15 protein-coding genes and 1 pseudogene are annotated in these 16,771 nt (G+C 57.6%); 2 read left to right on the forward strand and 14 right to left on the reverse strand.

Annotated features, from left to right (window positions below; all coding sequences use genetic code 11):
- Positions 1 to 591 precede the first annotated feature (591 nt).
- The 13 genes from HZR81_RS21720 to HZR81_RS21780 form a co-directional block, all read right to left on the reverse strand.
- Entirely contained in the window at positions 592 to 1,326 is a 735-nt protein-coding gene (locus tag HZR81_RS21720) for an alpha/beta fold hydrolase (protein WP_500129246.1), read from the reverse strand.
- A gap of 44 nt (positions 1,327 to 1,370) precedes the next feature.
- The gene (locus HZR81_RS21725) at positions 1,371 to 2,243 is read right to left on the reverse strand and encodes a cache domain-containing protein (protein ID WP_312170197.1); all 873 of its coding nucleotides are present in this window, start codon (positions 2,241 to 2,243) and stop codon (positions 1,371 to 1,373) included.
- 44 nt (positions 2,244 to 2,287) lie between these two features.
- The gene (locus tag HZR81_RS21730; RefSeq protein WP_102832537.1) at positions 2,288 to 3,412 is read right to left on the reverse strand and encodes an acyl-CoA dehydrogenase family protein; all 1,125 of its coding nucleotides are present in this window, start codon (positions 3,410 to 3,412) and stop codon (positions 2,288 to 2,290) included.
- A gap of 45 nt (positions 3,413 to 3,457) precedes the next feature.
- Positions 3,458 to 4,258 carry a crotonase/enoyl-CoA hydratase family protein gene (locus tag HZR81_RS21735; RefSeq protein WP_459653542.1) on the reverse strand — a complete coding sequence of 267 codons (801 nt, stop codon included), beginning with the start codon at positions 4,256 to 4,258 and terminating at the stop codon, positions 3,458 to 3,460.
- Positions 4,255 to 5,328: an acyl-CoA dehydrogenase family protein gene (locus HZR81_RS21740; protein ID WP_459653541.1), complete on the reverse strand. Its 1,074-nt coding sequence runs from the start codon at positions 5,326 to 5,328 to the stop codon at positions 4,255 to 4,257. Before HZR81_RS21740 ends, HZR81_RS21735 begins: the two co-directional genes overlap by 4 nt.
- Before the next feature lie 2 nt (positions 5,329 to 5,330).
- Positions 5,331 to 6,479 carry an acyl-CoA dehydrogenase family protein gene (locus HZR81_RS21745; RefSeq protein WP_500129247.1) on the reverse strand — a complete coding sequence of 383 codons (1,149 nt, stop codon included), beginning with the start codon at positions 6,477 to 6,479 and terminating at the stop codon, positions 5,331 to 5,333.
- A gap of 137 nt (positions 6,480 to 6,616) precedes the next feature.
- Positions 6,617 to 7,924 carry an amidohydrolase family protein gene (locus tag HZR81_RS21750; RefSeq protein ID WP_313304720.1) on the reverse strand — a complete coding sequence of 436 codons (1,308 nt, stop codon included), beginning with the start codon at positions 7,922 to 7,924 and terminating at the stop codon, positions 6,617 to 6,619.
- Between the two features lie 230 nt (positions 7,925 to 8,154).
- Positions 8,155 to 9,429, reverse strand: coding sequence for a cytochrome P450 (locus HZR81_RS21755; RefSeq protein ID WP_313304723.1), 1,275 nt, complete (start codon positions 9,427 to 9,429; stop codon positions 8,155 to 8,157).
- 163 nt (positions 9,430 to 9,592) lie between these two features.
- Complete coding sequence (locus HZR81_RS21760; RefSeq protein ID WP_255962029.1) at positions 9,593 to 10,096, reverse strand: carboxymuconolactone decarboxylase family protein; 504 nt, start codon at positions 10,094 to 10,096, stop codon at positions 9,593 to 9,595.
- 24 nt (positions 10,097 to 10,120) lie between these two features.
- The gene (locus HZR81_RS21765) at positions 10,121 to 11,296 is read right to left on the reverse strand and encodes a thiolase family protein (RefSeq protein WP_241283791.1); all 1,176 of its coding nucleotides are present in this window, start codon (positions 11,294 to 11,296) and stop codon (positions 10,121 to 10,123) included.
- Positions 11,293 to 12,198, reverse strand: coding sequence for a 3-hydroxyacyl-CoA dehydrogenase (locus HZR81_RS21770; protein WP_241283793.1), 906 nt, complete (start codon positions 12,196 to 12,198; stop codon positions 11,293 to 11,295). The genes HZR81_RS21765 and HZR81_RS21770 overlap by 4 nt, the downstream gene beginning before the upstream one ends.
- A gap of 16 nt (positions 12,199 to 12,214) precedes the next feature.
- Positions 12,215 to 13,069: a fumarylacetoacetate hydrolase family protein gene (locus tag HZR81_RS21775; RefSeq protein WP_313304731.1), complete on the reverse strand. Its 855-nt coding sequence runs from the start codon at positions 13,067 to 13,069 to the stop codon at positions 12,215 to 12,217.
- A complete protein-coding gene (locus HZR81_RS21780; RefSeq protein WP_241283798.1) occupies positions 13,069 to 14,145 on the reverse strand; it encodes an amidohydrolase family protein in 1,077 nt (358 codons plus the stop codon). Before HZR81_RS21780 ends, HZR81_RS21775 begins: the two co-directional genes overlap by 1 nt.
- A 223-nt stretch (positions 14,146 to 14,368) precedes the next feature.
- Between HZR81_RS21780 and HZR81_RS21785 the strand changes: the two are divergent.
- Positions 14,369 to 15,088: pseudogene (locus HZR81_RS21785) on the forward strand (IS3 family transposase); the annotation flags it as partial.
- Positions 15,089 to 15,456: 368 nt separating this feature from the next.
- On the opposite strand, the gene HZR81_RS21790 reads toward HZR81_RS21785, so the two are convergent.
- Complete coding sequence (locus HZR81_RS21790; RefSeq protein ID WP_241283800.1) at positions 15,457 to 16,185, reverse strand: TetR/AcrR family transcriptional regulator; 729 nt, start codon at positions 16,183 to 16,185, stop codon at positions 15,457 to 15,459.
- 183 nt (positions 16,186 to 16,368) lie between these two features.
- Between HZR81_RS21790 and HZR81_RS21795 the strand changes: the two genes are divergently transcribed.
- On the forward strand, positions 16,369 to 16,771 hold a 403-nt coding region (locus tag HZR81_RS21795), incomplete at its 3' end, for an AMP-binding protein (RefSeq protein WP_500129248.1).

The following is a 16,771-nucleotide window of genomic DNA, read 5'->3' on the forward strand; positions in this document are numbered from 1 at the left end:
ACTTTCACGACACTCATCCGCATCTGTGACTAACCCCCCCGCCCAAGCCCCACGACAATGACCAGCTACCGGCCGATTGTCTAATGCAGCAACGACTAATGGGCATGTTTCACGGTGACCCGATGGCGACCGCACCGACCACCGACCACCGACCGCCTGTGAGACGGATAGGCCTAGGATGGATGATTACGCCATAGTGCAGCAAATGCGAGCTACTAGAAAAACAGGCCTGAAAGGGAGACTACTGGTGGTAGTGCATAAAAGCATGGGTGCTCGTTCGAACATCCAACACCCGCCGTTATCTCAACGGAAGTATGCACTTGCCGGCCTACCTGGGATGAAGTGACAAAAAAGCAGAAAGTGCTAAACATCGCAATACGCAACATTTTCATGGCTCATGCCCCTTTTATTCTGTGTGAGGGTGAATGTCCAAGACTCAAGATAGGCTTTAGCTGGCCCTAGCGCCACTACCACTCGGAGCTTTTTTAGGCGTTATCAACGAAAACGTTTAAATAATGCCGTCGCTTTAGCTGATCAAGGCTAAGCGGGCCAGCAATACCGATGCTTAGCCCATAAAATCAGGATTATCGACTAATCCATCCAATCAGCCAGTGTAGCGCCCAGCAATTCAGGATCAGTTACAAAAGGTTCATGTGGCGTATCGATTTCGATGAGGTGCTCACAGCCTAATCTTTCAGCGAACCTACGCTGCCATTCAGGCGGCAAAATGCCATCCCTGGACGTTAGGATGTAAACCGAAGGCACCGTATTTGCATAGCCTTCTCGGACCGCTGGCTCGGTGGCTACTGCAGGAGGCGTAACGTCGTCGGTAGCCTCTTCCAGCAACCATGCAAGCTGCGCGTCGGTCATATCGGCACCGAACATTGCTTTCTGCATGTCAGCTGGCGGGGTAGTGAGAGGATTCATAGGCCAACCAACCTCTTCCGAGTTCTGGCCATGCAAGGACGATCCGAGCAGTTGCATGATCGATTGACCTTCGGCCGGTATCGCCGTTGCGAGGTAGACAAGCCGCGAGTAGAGCGACTGATCTTCGATGACCATCATTGGCAACAAAACACCTGCAATCGAGTGGCCGAGCAGCACCGCGTCGCGAACGTTCGCAGCTCTCAACTCGTCGTTGAGTTCTTTGACAATGTCGCCGAGGGTCAGCGTCGTTACATCCCACCCACGCTTCGTGCCGCAACCAGGCATATCAAGGCAGATGACCCGCTCGAACAAGGCCTCGCGCTGCTTGACCGCATCGACCAAAAACTTCCAGCACCAAGATCCGTGTTGCCCGCCATGAAGCAATACTAGGTCGGTCATCGATACACCCTCCTTTTTACATCCTGCCCCACGCCGGTCGGCTATTAATCCAGTTTCATTGATTTCTCATACGAACCGACCGCGACGGCATAACCATCGACCTTTTTTAAAAGGGTCTTCTTGTACTCGGTTTGGCCGGTTATAGGGTTGCGCCATATATATGAGACTTCCCCTGTATCGCCCTGCGCCATAGCCCGCAGCATCTGTTTACCTATCGGCTGGCCGTCGGCAGAGCGTAACGCTTGAAAATCGGTGCCTACCAGGCGGCGTATGAAGCCATGAGCAATAAACTTCTGAGTGTTCAAATCAACCACGAATGCGTACAGGTCATCCTGGCTCAGCGCCTTGTCGTGCTTGTTGATTCGGTCGAAAGTCGTCTTCGGATCGGCTTTTACCTCGTTGGCGACTTTTTCTAGCAACTCTTCTGCCGCTTCACTGCTGGAGCGAGGCATGTAGTAGCCGACCGAAATGATGCGGTCGCCAACTCGCTGATAGAACACCTGCTTGCGTTCGACCTTGCCATGCTGCCAGTTCCACCAGCGGTAATCCGCGCTGCGCACCGTGCCGTCTTCCGGCTCTTTCAATGCGGCCTCGAACGCAGCCTTCAGGTCCTCGTCCAGAACATTGGTGACCTGCTTGCCAATCAGCGTCGCTGAAGGGCCACCACTGGCGAGCATCACCCCTGAGGTATCGACAACGTAGATGTAGAGCTCACCATCGATGTAATCGCCTTGCCGGCTGAACTTGGCCAACGCCTTGTCGCCTTCGGCCTGGTACGCCGCCACGGCCTTGCCCAGCAACGCCTTGGCGCGCTCGGCCTCGGCGCTATAGTCGTCCGCCTGACTGACGGGCTGGGCAACGCTCAGCATCGAAACCGCACTCAGGCACAAAACAAGAAAAACTCGATAGAAGCCCATGGGTGTCATTCTCCTGGGGTCCCGCTGGTTGGCATTCGGGGATGTCACAAAGCACGGCCAATAATTTCTTTCATGATTTCAGATGTGCCACCGTAAATACGCGCCACTCGGGCATCGACCCAGGCACGGCTAATCTTATATTCGCTCATGAACCCATAGCCGCCATGAAGCTGAAGGAACTCGTCGAGCAATTTGCCCTGCATTTCGGAGCCCAGCAATTTCGCCATTGCTGCGACGTCGGGTGTAAGCTCGCCACGCATGACCTTTTCCAGGCAATCATCAACGAATACACGCAGCATGGTCGCCTGCGCCTTGGCCTCCGCCAGCTTGAAGCGAGTGTTTTGGAACTCCAGCACCGGCTTGCCGAATACTTTGCGCTCGCGCGTGTAATCAATGGTTTCCTGCAACAAGGTTTCAATTGACTGCGCTGCGCGGATCGCAATAATCAGCCGCTCCCAGGCAAGCTGATGGGTGAGGTACTTAAAACCCATGCCTTCTTCGCCCAAGCGATTAGCGGCCGGGACTCGCACCTCATCGAAAAACAGCTCAGCGGTATCCTGGCCTTTAAGGCCGATCTTTTCCAGCCGCCGCCCTTTTGAAAAGCCCTCGCGCTCTTCTTCGATACAGATCAGCGTCAGCTCTTTAGCGGCCGGATCGAGCTTGGTTGCCGTGACTATCAGCCCAGCATTGCTACCGTTGGTAATGAAGGTTTTTTGTCCGGAAACGATGTAGTCATCGCCATCATGCCGGGCCGAGGTGCGCATCGAACGCAGATCGCTGCCGATGCCCGGCTCGCTCATGGCGATGACCCCAATCAGCTCACCGCTGACCATCCGGGGAAGCCACTTCTGTTTCTGCTCTTCACTGCCATAAGCAACGATATAAGGCGCGACTATTTCCGAATGAGTGGTGAACCCGACGGCGGTCGCATTGGCCCGCGCAAGCTCCTCGATCATGACGGCGGAGTGGCCGAAGTCGCCACCGGAGCCACCGTACTCTTCAGGAACGGTCGAACAGAGCAGCCCCAATTCGCCGGCCTTGAGCCAGACCTCCTTGGGCACAATGCCGTTCTTTTCCCACTCATGCAGGTTCGGCACGATTTCGCGATCGACGAAACGCCGGGCCATTTCGCGGAACATATTGTGATCTTCGCGGAAAACGCCACGCATCATTACTACTCCTAAATTCTTCGTTGCTTCTGCAAACGGCGCTGATCAGCGATCCAGGTAGTCAGGGTTACGCTTCTCGACGAAGGCAGCCACCGCTTCCTGATGATCTTCGGTGTGATGCGCCAAAGACTGGTACGCCGCGGACAGCTCCAGCAATGAGTCGAGTCGCATATGTTGGCCTTCGCGCAACAGGCGCTTGCACAGCCGTAGCGCATGCCCAGGATTGGCGGCGATTTGCTGAGCCAACGCCTGCGCTTCCGCCTGCAGCGTTTCATGTGTGCAGACTTGCTCCACCAAACCCCACTCCAATGCTTTCGCAGCATTGATGGTGTCGCCGGTGAACGCCATCAGGCTGGCCTTGGGGATTCCGATGATCCGCGGCAGCAACCAGGCGCCGCCATCTCCCGGCACGATGCCCAAGCGCACGAAACTTTCAGCAAAGAGTGCCGAGCTCGCAGCCAGACGGATGTCGCACATACAGGCCAAGTCGAGACCGGCGCCAATCGCTGGGCCGTTGACCGCGGCGATTATGGGTATGTCCAGCTCATACAGCGCGAGCGGAATCCTTTGAATACCGTCACGATAGGTGTTACGCAGCTCATACGGCGAACCAGCGAAGATACCCGCACGGTCGCGCATGTCCTTCACGTTGCCACCGGCGCAGAAAGCACTGCCATTGCCGGTCAGCACCATTACCCGCGCAGTGCGGTCGCTCCGCAACTGAGCACAGAGATCGACGAACTCCTGGATCTGCTCGGGGGAAGTTAACGCATTGCGGGTTTCGGGATGGTTCATGCGAACGGTGACGATGCCGCCATCACGCTCGATTTGCAGAAATGCACTCATAACGGTTTCTCCGCGAGGGTTGATAGCGACTGACTGGCATGCCCAGTGATCAGCGGCCAATAGCCTCCACTACCTGCTGCGCAGACCATCTGGCCGATGCGCTGGCTCCAGACGCTGGCCGAGCCGAACTCGCTGCGCCAGGCCCACAGCCGGCGGGAAAACAGATGCAGCGAATATTCCTGGGTAAAGCCGATGGCACCGTGCACCGAATGGGCAATGCCTGCGCCAGCGCTGGCCGCCTCGGCACAGCTGACCTTCGCAGCCGCAATGGTCAGCCCCGCAAGTCCGGCATCCGACTCAGCAAAGGCTGCCTCGGCAGCGACGTTCGCGGCTGCCGTCTGTTCGGCGAACACCGCAAGCTGCTGTTGAATGGCCTGAAATGCGCCGATTGGCCGCCCGAACTGTGAGCGCTCGGTGGCGTAGCCCGATGTCATGTCCAGCAGCGTATGCAAGGCACCTGCGATCTGCGCCGAGCGCAGCATGGCGCCACCCAACAACAACACATCGGCGGACAGCTCGCCAGGCAACGGAGCGCAAGCCAGTACCTGGGCTTTGTTGAAATGCAGGGAGTCGCGAGGCTCGCCCGCGACGTTCAAGCTGAGCGTCTGACCGGCCGCGCTGGCTACCGACAGCAACACGACGCTGGGCGTCTCGCTACCCGCGTCGGCTATAGCGACCAGCGACTCGACATGACGGCCCCACGGCACGTCTCGCACGGTGCCGTGTACCACCCCGCCATTCAGGCTCAGCTGCGCATTGGCTGAAAAGCTGATGGCTGCGGTCCTCGGCTCAAGCCCGGCCTTACCCAGCAACCAGTTAGCCAATAGCGCTTCGCCCAGCGGCACAGACGCGGCGTACCGTCCAGCAGCGCGCGCCAAGACATACACATCACCCCATCCCGCTTGTGCTCCGCCAAGGGATTCTGGAACAGCAGCCAGCGCAAACCCGGACTCTTCCACCGCAGCCCAAAGCTGCGCAGGCCACTCGCCGCCTTCGCAGCCTTGTACGTATTCAGGTGTCGCCAGATCAGCGAGCAGGCGCTCGATAGTCGATTCGAATAGTTCTCGCATGATTATCGCAACCCCAATCCGCGCGCGATGATCCCGCGCAGGATTTCGCGGGTGCCTCCGCGCAGTGAGAAAGACGGTGCCATTTGAGTCAGGTAGGCAAGAACCTGCGCGTGTTCGCTACCGCCGTTCTGACGAGGCTCAGCTTCGAGCAGCAATTGGGCGATCTCGGGTATTTCCTGTTCGAACTGGTTACCCAGGTCTTTCACGCATGACGCAGCCCAGGCTGGATGTTCGCCGGCAGCCAATTGTGCGGTCACTGCCAGCGACATGTTGCGCAACGTCAGCAGCTTCGCGGTCAGTCGCCCAATTTCGCGGCTTTGCAAAGCGTCCGGCGCTGTGCCCATCCCGGCGATCAACGTTTTGAGCAGCTCTATACAGCTGAGAAAACGCTCCGGGCCGCTGCGCTCGAAAGCCAATTCGGCCGTTACCTGATCCCAGCCTTTGCCCTCGGTCCCAATCAGCGCGTCTGCATCGAGTTGCACATTGTCGAAGAACACCTCATTGAAATGCTCGCCGCCAGCAAGATCGCGGATTGGCCGAATGGTGATGCCCGGCAACTTAAGATCGACGATGAACTGCGACATGCCTTCGTGACGCGCCGCTTGTTTTTCACCGGTGCGCACCAAGGCGATCATGTAGTGCGAGTGCTGCGCGTTGGTCGTCCAGACCTTCTGCCCATTGAGCAGCCAGCCGGCGTCATTACGCACAGCTGAGGTCTTGATCGAAGCGAGGTCAGAGCCGGAGTTCGGTTCGCTCATGCCGATGCAGAAGTAACTCTCACCACGGCAGATCGGCGGCAAATAGCGCTCTCTCTGCGCTTCGGTGCCGAAACGGTTGATCAGCGGTCCGCTCTGCCGGTCGGCAATCCAGTGCGCCGAAACCGGCGCGCCGGCTGCCAGCAACTCTTCGATGATCACGTAACGGGCAAACGGACCGGCCGCGGCGCCGCCGTACTGCTCGGGCAACGCCATGCCAACCCAGCCCTGGGCGCCTAGCTTGCGGCTGAAGGCAGCATCGAAACCCATCCAGGACTGCGCTCTGGCTGTCGCCGGGTAGTCGGCAAGATTGTTTTTGAGAAACTCCCGCACCTCCGCCCGAAGGGACTCGGCCTCGGCGGGAATCCTGCTGTAACTGAACTGAGTGATAGACATGTGCACGCTCATCAACTGGACGCAAGACTCTAGAAGTCGCCCCAAGGCAGGCGCACTTGCGAGGCGTTAGTACCTATCGCAAATGAACCTGCCCCAACGGAGAATTGCCGCGCCTTGCCGCTACTTTTTACGGCCTGTTAGAGAGCGGTTCCGGCATCAGCCTTCTCGAACATCGCGTTGATGTCCCCCGAAGTGACCGGCTTGCCGTCATTGCGACCGTGGTCTGCGCCGCCGAGCCCCAATGCGGGCTCGATCTTGACGTGCGCCGCTTTCTTGCGGAGTTCGCCTACTGTGCAATTCTCGCGCCCATGAATGGAGAATGGGTCGAAAGAGAACTCACGCATCGCATTGAGGTGGGTGACCTTGTCGATGGTTTCTTTAGATAGGTGTTGCAGCCCTTCCCATGCGGACTCCGGCGAGTTCGGCCAGGTGCAATCCGAGTGCGGATAGTCGCTTTCCCAGGTAACCATGTCCTCGTTCATGAATTTCAGGTTCTGCAGACCAAAGTTGTCCTCGATGAAGCAGGTGATGAAATGTTTGTGGAAGATGTCGCTGGGCATCTTCCCGCCGAAGTTAGAGTTGGTCCAGGCGTTGTGGTGACGGTGCGTGAAATCAGCGCGCTCGAGCAGATAGGGAATCCAGCCGATGCTCCCTTCAGACAGCGCCATGCGCAGGTTGGGGAATTTCTTCCACATCGGTGCCCAGATCCAGTCAGCCGCGGAGTTGGCGATGGAAATAGGCATGGACGTGATCCACGCATCAATTGGCGACAGGTCTGAAGCATGGTTAGCCTTTGCGCCGGTCCCAATATGGCAGCAGATCACGACGTTGTTGTCGGAACAGGCCTTCCAGAGCGGATCCCAGTAATCGCTGTGGATCGACGGGAAGCCGTGGATCGCCGGATTGTCCGACAGCGACAGCGCATGCACGCCTTGCTTCGCCAGGCGCGTAACCTCGGCGGCGGCCGCCTGCATGTCCCACCATGGCACCAGCATCAGCGGGATGAAGCGGCCCGGCGCAGCGTTGCACCAGTCGTGCAGATGCCAGTCGTTGTAGGCCTGGATCGCGGCCAGGGACACTGCGCGATCCGGATGATTCTGGAAACGCTGACCGGCAAAACCCGGGAACGTCGGGAAGCACAGGGAACCGAGCACGCCGTTAGCGTTCATGTCGTCAACACGATCCGCCACGCTCCAGGTGCCGCGGCGCATCTGGTCATAGCCCAACGGCTCCATGCCGTACTCTTCTTTTGGTCGGCCAACTACCGAGTTCAAGCCCATGTAGCCGGTGGCCTGCTCTTCGAAAACCCACACATCGCGTTCGCCGCGCTTGACGACATGGGGCTCGCGCCCTTTGAAGCGCTCAGGCATGTGGCGAGCAAAGGCGTTTGGTGGCTCGATGGCATGGTCATCAACGCTGACGAGAATGAGATCTTCAACCTTCATTGTTCTTCCCCTTCGCAAATGGGTTCGTTGTTGTGTTCGAAGCATAGAACACGCTGCGATCAAATTAAACACATATCTCTATTGTGTTCAAATACAATATTGAGAGCGAACACTTCTTTTACCGCTACCAGGCACCACGGGATTCAACGAGGGGAAAACAACAAGGCAGGCGCCCTTTCCTGCGGGGCAGGAAAGGGCTGGACGTGGCGTGAGGGCAATAAGCCCGTACCTCAATCCCAGAGGACGTGGAGGTAGTGAGGTCCGCGCAACTGGGCGCCGATAATCTCTGGTGCAGGCTTGGAAGGATCCAGGCGGATGTTCGGCATGAGATCGAGGATCGCGTTCAGTGCGCAGTTGAGCTCCGTCTTCGCGACGAATTGCCCGATGCACATATGCGGCCCAAAACCAAAGCCGAATGAGGGTTTTGGTCGTCTGTCGATGTCGAATACATCGCCGTGTTCGAAGGCATCCTCGTCACGGTTCGCCGAGGTAACGATGCACTGCACCATGGCCCCTTTGGGAATCTTCACACCGCGGATTTCCATATCCTGGGCAGCCTGACGCACCTTGAAGGTAGCGACCGGCTCCAGACGTACGGCTTCATCGATGGCCTTGGAGACTAGGCTGCGATCGTTGCGCACCCGCTCCAGCACCTCAGGGTTCTGGAGCAACAACGTCATCAGCGTACCGAACGTACGCGTAGTGGTTTCGCTGGCCGCCGGCAGCAACGAACGCACAAAGGTCGCGATTTCATGGTCATCTAGCGAGCGCCCCTCATACTCGGCACGTATTAACCTGCTGATCAGGTCGTCGCCTTCGGCACCGGACGCGCGGCGCTCGGCCACTACCACCTTGACGACGTCGTACAGCGCCTTAGCAGCTTCCATCGCGGCACCACGCGCGGCGGCGGCTTTTTCCGGATCCACTTGCGGGCCGGCAAGGATCGCCAGCGCCCAGGCAGCATATTGTTCGATCTCGTCCGGACGATCCTCAGGAAAGCCGATCAGGGAATAGATAACCCGAATCGGAAAATACAGGGCAAAGTCCATCAGATCGCCGCCTTTGCTCGGCACCAGCGGCTTGATGTATTCCTCGCGAATAACCCGATCGATCTTGGTTTCTTTCCAGCGGTTGACAGTTTCAGGCATGAACACCGGCTGCAGCAGGTTGCGAATGTTTTTGTGCGCGTCTCCATCCATCGCCGTGAGGATCAGCCCGTCAAAAAACGCGCCCAGGCCTTCAGCGATAAAGCCACTGGTGAAGTTGCTGGCATCGCGCATCACTGCCATGACATCGTTGTATTTGAACAAGGTGAACGTAGGACGGTTGGCGTCCAGCCCGGCGATGCTCGGCACCCCCAAACGCGCCATGAAGTTCTCTTCAAGAACCGGCGAATTCATGCGCATCTCGCGGTATATCGCATGAAGGTCCACATCGCTTCCACGATAGTTGCTGGCGACGTCTGCGAACGCCTTGCCCAGATTGTCCCGCGCCTGTGTAGACATTGTTCTTCTCCTTGTTATTGTTCAGGCATAAGCCGTTGCGTCTAAAAGCCGCCTGCATGGGCGAGATACTAGGCTTAACCGACTACTTATTGAACGGCTTTTTACATTTCGATCAAATTTACTGAACAGCGTGCTCCACATCCTTGCCAGGGCGTCGCCCCGCTCAATACGCCTGCTGCACATAGGTCATCCGACCGCCCGCCAGCATCAGCGCGCAATACATGTTCAGTTCGACCACTTGAGCCACGGAGAAGAACTCGGCGAGACGCGCATAGTGTTCGTCGCTGATGGCCATGTAATCGCTGGCGAACAATTCAGCGAAGATCAAAGCAGCTCTTTCAGACGGCTCGAAACGATCGCTATCTGAAGAAAGACAGGCGATGTCATCTTCCGTCACTTGGTCGGATTTACGAGCGAGTTGGCACGCTTGGCAGGTGGTGATGCTGGCGATTTTCAGGCGCACCAATTCACGCAGGCGCTCATCGAGCAGGCTGTCCTGATGCAGGCTTTCCAGCAAACCAAGCCAGGCTAATGCTGCACTGGGCCGATGCGCCCAGACCTGAACAGGTCTGGGCGAGCTCAGCATTCGACTTTGCTGGCCGCGCGCAACGGCGCTACGCAACTCTTTCGGCATTTCATCCAGCGGAACGAAAGACACGCGCGCCATAGCCGCTACCTCTCTGTCTGAAAATCAGTCGAGCCGCTCGATGATCGTTGCAGTACCCAGGCCGCCAGCGCAACAGATCGCCTGCAGGCCATAGCGGGCGCCCCGCCGCTCAAGTTCGTTGAGCAACGTTGTCATCAGCCGAGCGCCACTGGCGCCCAGCGGATGCCCCAGAGCAATGGCCCCGCCGTTGACGTTGAGCTTGTCATGCGGCACTCCGGTTTCCTGCATCCAGGCAAGTGGTACCGACGCGAAGGCCTCGTTGACCTCGAAAAGGTCGATGTCATCGATGGACAAACCAGCCTTGTCCAGCACCTTTTTGGTCGCCTCGATAGGGCCGGTCAACATCAGCGTTGGGTCTGCACCGACGGTCGTGAAGGCGCGGATGCGCGCCCGAGCCTTTAGGCCCAGCTGCTTGGCGGTGTCCGCGGACATCAACAGCAGCGCAGCGGCGCCATCGGATATCTGCGAGGAATTACCTGCAGTGATCCGTCCATTCTCCGGGCGAAAACTGGTTTTCAGCGTCGAGAGCTTTTCCCTCGAGGTATCGCGACGGATGGTTTCGTCCGCCGCCAGATCAGCTGCTGGTTCGGTCAGCGCGTGCTCACGCAACAACTCGACCGGTACCGGAACGATCTGGTTATCGAAATAACCCGCATCAGCTGCCTTCGCGGCACGCTGATGACTTTCGAAAGCGTAGTCGTCCAACGCTTCGCGGCTGAGTGACCATTTGTCAGCCATCCGCTCGGAGGCCTCGCCCTGGCTGGTCAGCTCGTAACGCTCCGCCGCCATCCAACCAAAGGCTTCGCCGTGGATTTCACGATTGCTACCCATGGGCACGCGGCTCATGTTTTCCGCGCCGCCTGCAACGATGACATCAGCCATACCAGACGCGATAGCGCCTGCCGCAGCATGCACCGCAGCTTCGCCCGAGCCACACTTGCGGTCGAGTGTCAGCCCCGGGATCGTCACCGGCCAGCCAGCGCCGAGAAGCGCGGTGCGGGCGATGTTTGCTGATTGCTCACCGATCTGCGTAACACAGCCGAAAATTACATCGTCGACCTGCGATGGTGATAGGTCGACACGCTCGAGCAGCTTGCCGATGACCAGCGAACCCAGATGGTCGGCTCGCACGCCTGCGAGACTTCCACGGAAACGACCGACCGGCGTCCGCACCGCATCAATAATTACGATGTCTTTCATAGCGCACTCGCCTTTAGGCCGGAGCCCGGCACTCGGTTACCCTCCTCGTAACGATAGACGCCATGCCCCGTCTTGCGACCCAGACGTCCGGCGGCAACCATCTTGATGATCAGCGGACAGGGCCGGAATTTCTCTCCCAGCGTCTGGTGCAGGTAACGCAGCACCGACAGACGAGTATCCCAACCAGTCAGATCGCCGAGTTCCAGCGGCCCCATGGGATGGTTGAAACCCATGCGCAGAGCAGTGTCGATGTCTTCGGCCGTCGCCGTGCCTTCCTGCAGCATGTACATGGCTTCGTTACCAAGTAGCGCGGACATGCGGCTGGTAGTAAGCCCAGGCGACTCGTTGACGGTGATAGAGGTCTTGCCGATCGCATCGCAGAGGGCCTTGGTACGCGCGACGACCTCGTCAGTGGTGGCCAAGCCGCGTACCAGCTCGACCAGCTTCATCTTGTGCACTGGATTGAAGAAGTGCATGCCAACGACCCGCTCGGCAAAGTCGGGTACCGATGCGGCAATTTCGGTGACACTCAGAGCTGACGTATTGGTCGCAATGATCGCGTTCGGAGCCAGCAGAGGCGCAGCCTGACCGAGAACGGCTTTCTTCACCGCTAGCTGCTCGGAAACAGTTTCGACAAGCCAGTTAGCGTCAAGCGCCGCCTCACTCAAATCACCACAGGTAATCAAATTTGCCAGCGAGGACTGGGCGACCTCATCGGTAATCTTTCCCAGCTTGACGCCGGTGCTGAGGATGTTTTCGATGTTGCCTTTGGCACGAGTGAGCGACTCAGCGTTAGTGTCCACCAACAAGGTGGCGAATCCTGAACTGGCGAATGCATGCGCGATGCCGGTACCCATCAAGCCGGCACCAACTACTACAACTTTATCTTCTTTGTTAGTCATTTAATCCGTTCTCGATTTAGACGCTGGGCTTTTCGCCAACTACGTTACGTAGCGTACCTATGCCTTCCACGGTGGCCTCGACCACATCGCCAGGTTTTAAATACACGCCAGTTCCCATCCCGACTCCGGCCGGCGACCCCGTGAACAACACGTCACCGCAAGCAAAACTGGAGCGCTGTTGGACGAAACTGATCAACTCACCAACATTCCAGGTCATTTCGCTGGTATAGCTGTCCTGGCGGGTTTCGCCGTTTACTTTCAAAGTCAACCTGAGAGCTGGAGACCCCGCCGGGAATTCATCCTTGGTGACGATCCACGGACCAAGTCCGGTGGTCTTGTCCTGGCTTTTGGCAGCGAATAGATCCATTCCGATGCCCGGCGGACCGCTGAGCTGCAGGTCGCGGGCGCTTACATCATTGCCAACGGTATATCCCAGGACGCAATCCAGGGGGTCAGACAGGTCGATCTCGCTGCTACCAATGACTGCCACCAGCTCGACCTCATGATCGAGCTTGTCGGTCAGCGGCGGAAAGCGAATCGGATCGCGGGCTCCAATAAGTGCACCGTAGGCCTTGAGAAAGGCCACAGGCTGTGCCGGCGCGCTGAGACCAAAATCCTCGGCGAGGTGCTTGGTGTAATTCGCCCCAGCGACGACCACTCGATTAACGGGCTCGATTGGCGGTAACAGGCGAACCTGGGAAAGCGGCACTGGCCGCCCAAGGAAACGCAACGCACTGATTCCTTTGCCTTGAGCGATAGCTGGAGCCCACTCGGAAAACGGGCCGACAATGGGAGTGACTTCGTCCTGTTGGATATCGACTACCGCCCAGAAGGGTTCTCCCTCATTGTGGGAACAACGCGCCAGCTTCATCAGACACCAACCTTCCCGACTTTAGCGGGATCGAGGCGCAGCAATTCGCATGCGTTCTTCCAGCGGATTTTCTGCAGGTCTTCGTCCGATAGGCGAAGCCCCTCGGTCAGGTCGTGGCGGACTGCGTCGCTGCCACCGAAGTTCGATCCATAAAGCACCCGATCTGCGCCGATCACATCGACCATGGCCTGACGCATGGGAAGCTCATGAAGCTCCACGTCGAAATAGAAATTCGGCAGATAGTCGAGGAAGGGTTTTTTGTTGTGGAAAACGTCGAGGTTCGGGTTGGTCTGGGCAAGCCGACCCAGCTGATAAGGAACGAATCCGCCACCGTGGGTGATGTAGATCTTCAGATTTGGGAAGCGATCGAGCACTCCGCCGTTAATGAGATACCACAGGCATTTGGTTTCGTCGTAGTTCATGCCGACGATCGCGGTCGTTTCATATCGATCGCTATTGGCGTCCTTGCCCCAGGTCACGGACTGGTTGTAGCCGTGAACGAAAATCGGCAAGTCAACTTCGCACAACGCTTCCCAAACCGGATCCAGCTCTGGCGAGTCATATTCCAGCCCACCGAAGTTCGAGCCACCGGCGCTCAGGCCTTTTGCTCCCAGTTCGTTGCAGGCGCGGCGGATTTCTTTGGCCGCTTCAAGGGGTACGTTCAGCGGTGCGTGTGCCCAGAACATCAGCCGATTGGGCGCTGCCGAGCAATACTCAGCCATCACATCGTTGACCTTGCGAGCGAACGGGACCGCGAATTCGGCTTCGGTCCAGTACATGTAGCAATGGCTTGGTACGGACAGAACCTGAGCATCTTGTCCCGCCGCGTCCATGGCCGCAAGACGGTTGCTTGGGTCGCGCCACTTGGCCATGTATTCCTCGACGTTCAAGGTCTCGCCACGGGCATGGGCCTCACGCAAAGCCTTTTTACGCTCTGGTGCGCCCAGAGAGAGAATCCACTCACCAACACGCAACTTGATATCGCCATCGGGCTGCGACTCAAAGGCCGGCCCCCAATGGGGATGCTGGTCGTAGTAGTCAGGGTGTGGCGCATGGGCGTGAAGATCAATAAGCATGTCCGGTTACCTCGGAAATTTGCACTTTTTTAGATTATGTATAGCGCGATTCAGCGGCGCGGTATATCCGGGGGCCACTAAGCCTAAGTGGCAGCCTGCAGGCCCCATGGACAGAGCATAAAATTAATCTGCGCATAAATCAAAAATCTGTTCAACTTTTTTCAGGATCACGCTGAAAGCGTTGCTCTAGAGCACCTAAGGGCGGAAGCTATCGACACACACCAACATGCAGTGTTATGGCGCGATGAAGGTCTGGAAGCAGCTCCGGCGAGAAGGCACCGAGGTGGCCAGATGCACGGTGGAGCGGTTGATGCGTCGGGCTGGATTACAGGGCATCAGGCGCGGCCAGGTCATGCGAACAACGGTGGCCGGCGACAAGTCGCTCTGTCAGCTGGATCGTGTGCAGCGCCAGTTCCATGCCGACCGTCCAAATCAGCTGTGGGTGTCGGACTTCACGTACGTGTCGACCTGGCAGGGCTGGCTGTATGTGGCCTTCGTGATTGACGTGTTTGCGCGGCGGATCGTTGGCTGGCGAGTCAGTACCAGCATGAAGACCGACTTCGTGCTGGATGCTCTGGAGCAAGCCCTGTATGCCCGCCAGCCGCATTGCGCGGGTGGTCTGATCCATCACAGCGACCGTGGCAGCCAGTATGTCTCGATTCGCTACACCGAGCGGCTGGCAGAGGCCGGTATTGAACCCTCGGTTGGCAGCAAGGGCGACAGCTACGACAACGCCTTGGCTGAGACTATCAACGGGCTGTACAAGGCTGAGCTGATACACCGTCAATCATGGAAGAACCGCGAAGCTGTTGAGATGGCGACCTTGAGATGGGTGCACTGGTACAACCACCAGCGCCTGCTGAGCTCAATCGGCTATATCCCGCCTGCGGAGGCTGAGGCAAACTTCCACCAGCAACAAGCAAATCAGGCCATGGCGGCCTGACTTAAACGAAACGGCCTCCACAAAAGCCGGGGCGATTCAAGTACCTGAATGAAAGCTGGCTTACCAGCCAGCCACATGCCCAAGGGGTTGTCGAGGCGTGGCGACATGAATAGAACGAGGAGCGACCAACGAAAGGGATGGACGGATTAACCCATTAGCGTATGTCAGACAGCTGGCCTCAAAAGCAGCTTCGCTTGCCACCGGATTCTGAAGTTCGGCGCTACTGATAGGGGGACGTCGCTATTACCACACAGAAAACGTAAACGCGCGAGCCGCGGTCTCGCTCACATGCTCGCTGCTAAAGGCGCGCAAAAAAAGCCGAGCTCTCGGGAGGAGAGCTTTGCTTTAGGTGTCGCTAGGCGAAGGTACTAGCGGCGGGAGCGGGAAGTCGATCCGACTGTCAGGGCTGCGATCAGCTTCTTCACACGAACAGGAAGCATGCGACGATTCGCCGACTCGGACACCAGCGTCTCGCTCATCACATAGCGGATGATCAATTCGCTGATCAATTCGCGATCGAGCCTTACGCCAAGGCGCTCGTCCCACTGATCGAAAACGATGTCGAGCACATCCTGAAAACGAACAATGGAGTCGTGGAAAATTCGGCGGAAGAACCCCAGCGCATATTCAGGCGCGACCGTCAGCAGGCGTTGCGCACGGCTTTGCTCGAGGTAGTTGTCCAAATAGACGATAAGCGCGTTGAGCCGCGCATCAGGATCGTCGATATCTCCCAACGCCTGAGTCAGCGACGCATGGAAACTGTCGCGCTTGTGCCTAGAGAAGGTATCGAGTAGGTCGTCTTGCGACGAGAAGTATCGATAGAACGTCCCGCGGGAAACACCGGCGACCTGGCACACGTCAAGGATCGAAATGCGATCAGCGCCTGATCGAAGCACCACTTCTTCTGTAGCCGCGAGGATATTAGAAATGGTCTCTTCTGATCGGCGGTTGCGTTTCACCTTGGCACCAAAAGATGACGCACCAGCACCCTGACGAACGGCTTTCTTGACGGCAGTGGCAGGCTTCACGCGGGGTGCCGCCTTCTTTTTTGGCGAATGAGATGCTGCTTCAGCAAGCTGATCTGCGCGCTTTGGCATGGGTACACGGGCTCATGGGTAAGAAAGATACGCAACACTAGCATATGAGATAGGCAACATGATCGGAATTTGTTCAACTCTTGCCTAAAGACATTCTGTGAATTTGTATTTAGAATCGAATTCTCCCTTCAAAATAACATCGGGCGATCCGGCGACTGGCGGCGCCACACAAGGAGAAGAGCCATGAGCGGCACGGGAAATACAGACACCTGGGCAGTAGGCGAAAGAGACACTGTCATCGCAGCGCTTGAGCGCGCTGTAGCGCGACATCCAGACAAGGTCCTGCTTGATTTCAGCGGTGAGTTATACACATACAGAGAAACTGATCTACTTTCTACCAAAATGGCCCATTCGCTGGCTTCGCTGGGTGTGCAGGCAGGCGAAACGGTACTGACGATGCTGGACAACAACATCGATGCCGTCGTGACATGGCTCGCGATCAACAAGCTTCGCGCCGTTAGCGTGCCGATCAATACCGCCTTGAAGGGCGAGTTTTTGCGCCACCAGATCGCCGACACCAATACCAAGGTGGTGATCTGCGAGGCGGCCTATCTCGATCGCATAGTGCCGCTTGCGTCAAAATTGC

The organism is Pseudomonas sp. LM13 (assembly GCF_041381355.1).
GTDB classification, from domain to species: Bacteria; Pseudomonadota; Gammaproteobacteria; order Pseudomonadales; family Pseudomonadaceae; genus Stutzerimonas; species Stutzerimonas frequens.

What these genes read in the sequence shown, in the direction of transcription:
- HZR81_RS21730 (WP_102832537.1), bottom strand. Translation starts at nt 3,412, where the DNA reads ATGCGTGGCGTTTTCCGCGAAGATCACAATATGTTCCGCGAAATGGCC.
- HZR81_RS21720 (WP_500129246.1), bottom strand. Translation starts at nt 1,326, where the DNA reads ATGACCGACCTAGTATTGCTTCATGGCGGGCAACACGGATCTTGGTGC.
- HZR81_RS21780 (WP_241283798.1), bottom strand. Translation starts at nt 14,145, where the DNA reads ATGCTTATTGATCTTCACGCCCATGCGCCACACCCTGACTACTACGAC.
- HZR81_RS21765 (WP_241283791.1), bottom strand. Translation starts at nt 11,296, where the DNA reads ATGAAAGACATCGTAATTATTGATGCGGTGCGGACGCCGGTCGGTCGT.
- HZR81_RS21725 (WP_312170197.1), bottom strand. Translation starts at nt 2,243, where the DNA reads ATGGGCTTCTATCGAGTTTTTCTTGTTTTGTGCCTGAGTGCGGTTTCG.
- HZR81_RS21745 (WP_500129247.1), bottom strand. Translation starts at nt 6,479, where the DNA reads ATGTCTATCACTCAGTTCAGTTACAGCAGGATTCCCGCCGAGGCCGAG.
- HZR81_RS21735 (WP_459653542.1), bottom strand. Translation starts at nt 4,258, where the DNA reads ATGAGTGCATTTCTGCAAATCGAGCGTGATGGCGGCATCGTCACCGTT.
- HZR81_RS21790 (WP_241283800.1), bottom strand. Translation starts at nt 16,185, where the DNA reads ATGCCAAAGCGCGCAGATCAGCTTGCTGAAGCAGCATCTCATTCGCCA.
- HZR81_RS21740 (WP_459653541.1), bottom strand. Translation starts at nt 5,328, where the DNA reads ATGCGAGAACTATTCGAATCGACTATCGAGCGCCTGCTCGCTGATCTG.
- HZR81_RS21770 (WP_241283793.1), bottom strand. Translation starts at nt 12,198, where the DNA reads ATGACTAACAAAGAAGATAAAGTTGTAGTAGTTGGTGCCGGCTTGATG.
- HZR81_RS21760 (WP_255962029.1), bottom strand. Translation starts at nt 10,096, where the DNA reads ATGGCGCGCGTGTCTTTCGTTCCGCTGGATGAAATGCCGAAAGAGTTG.
- HZR81_RS21755 (WP_313304723.1), bottom strand. Translation starts at nt 9,429, where the DNA reads ATGTCTACACAGGCGCGGGACAATCTGGGCAAGGCGTTCGCAGACGTC.
- HZR81_RS21775 (WP_313304731.1), bottom strand. Translation starts at nt 13,069, where the DNA reads ATGAAGCTGGCGCGTTGTTCCCACAATGAGGGAGAACCCTTCTGGGCG.
- HZR81_RS21750 (WP_313304720.1), bottom strand. Translation starts at nt 7,924, where the DNA reads ATGAAGGTTGAAGATCTCATTCTCGTCAGCGTTGATGACCATGCCATC.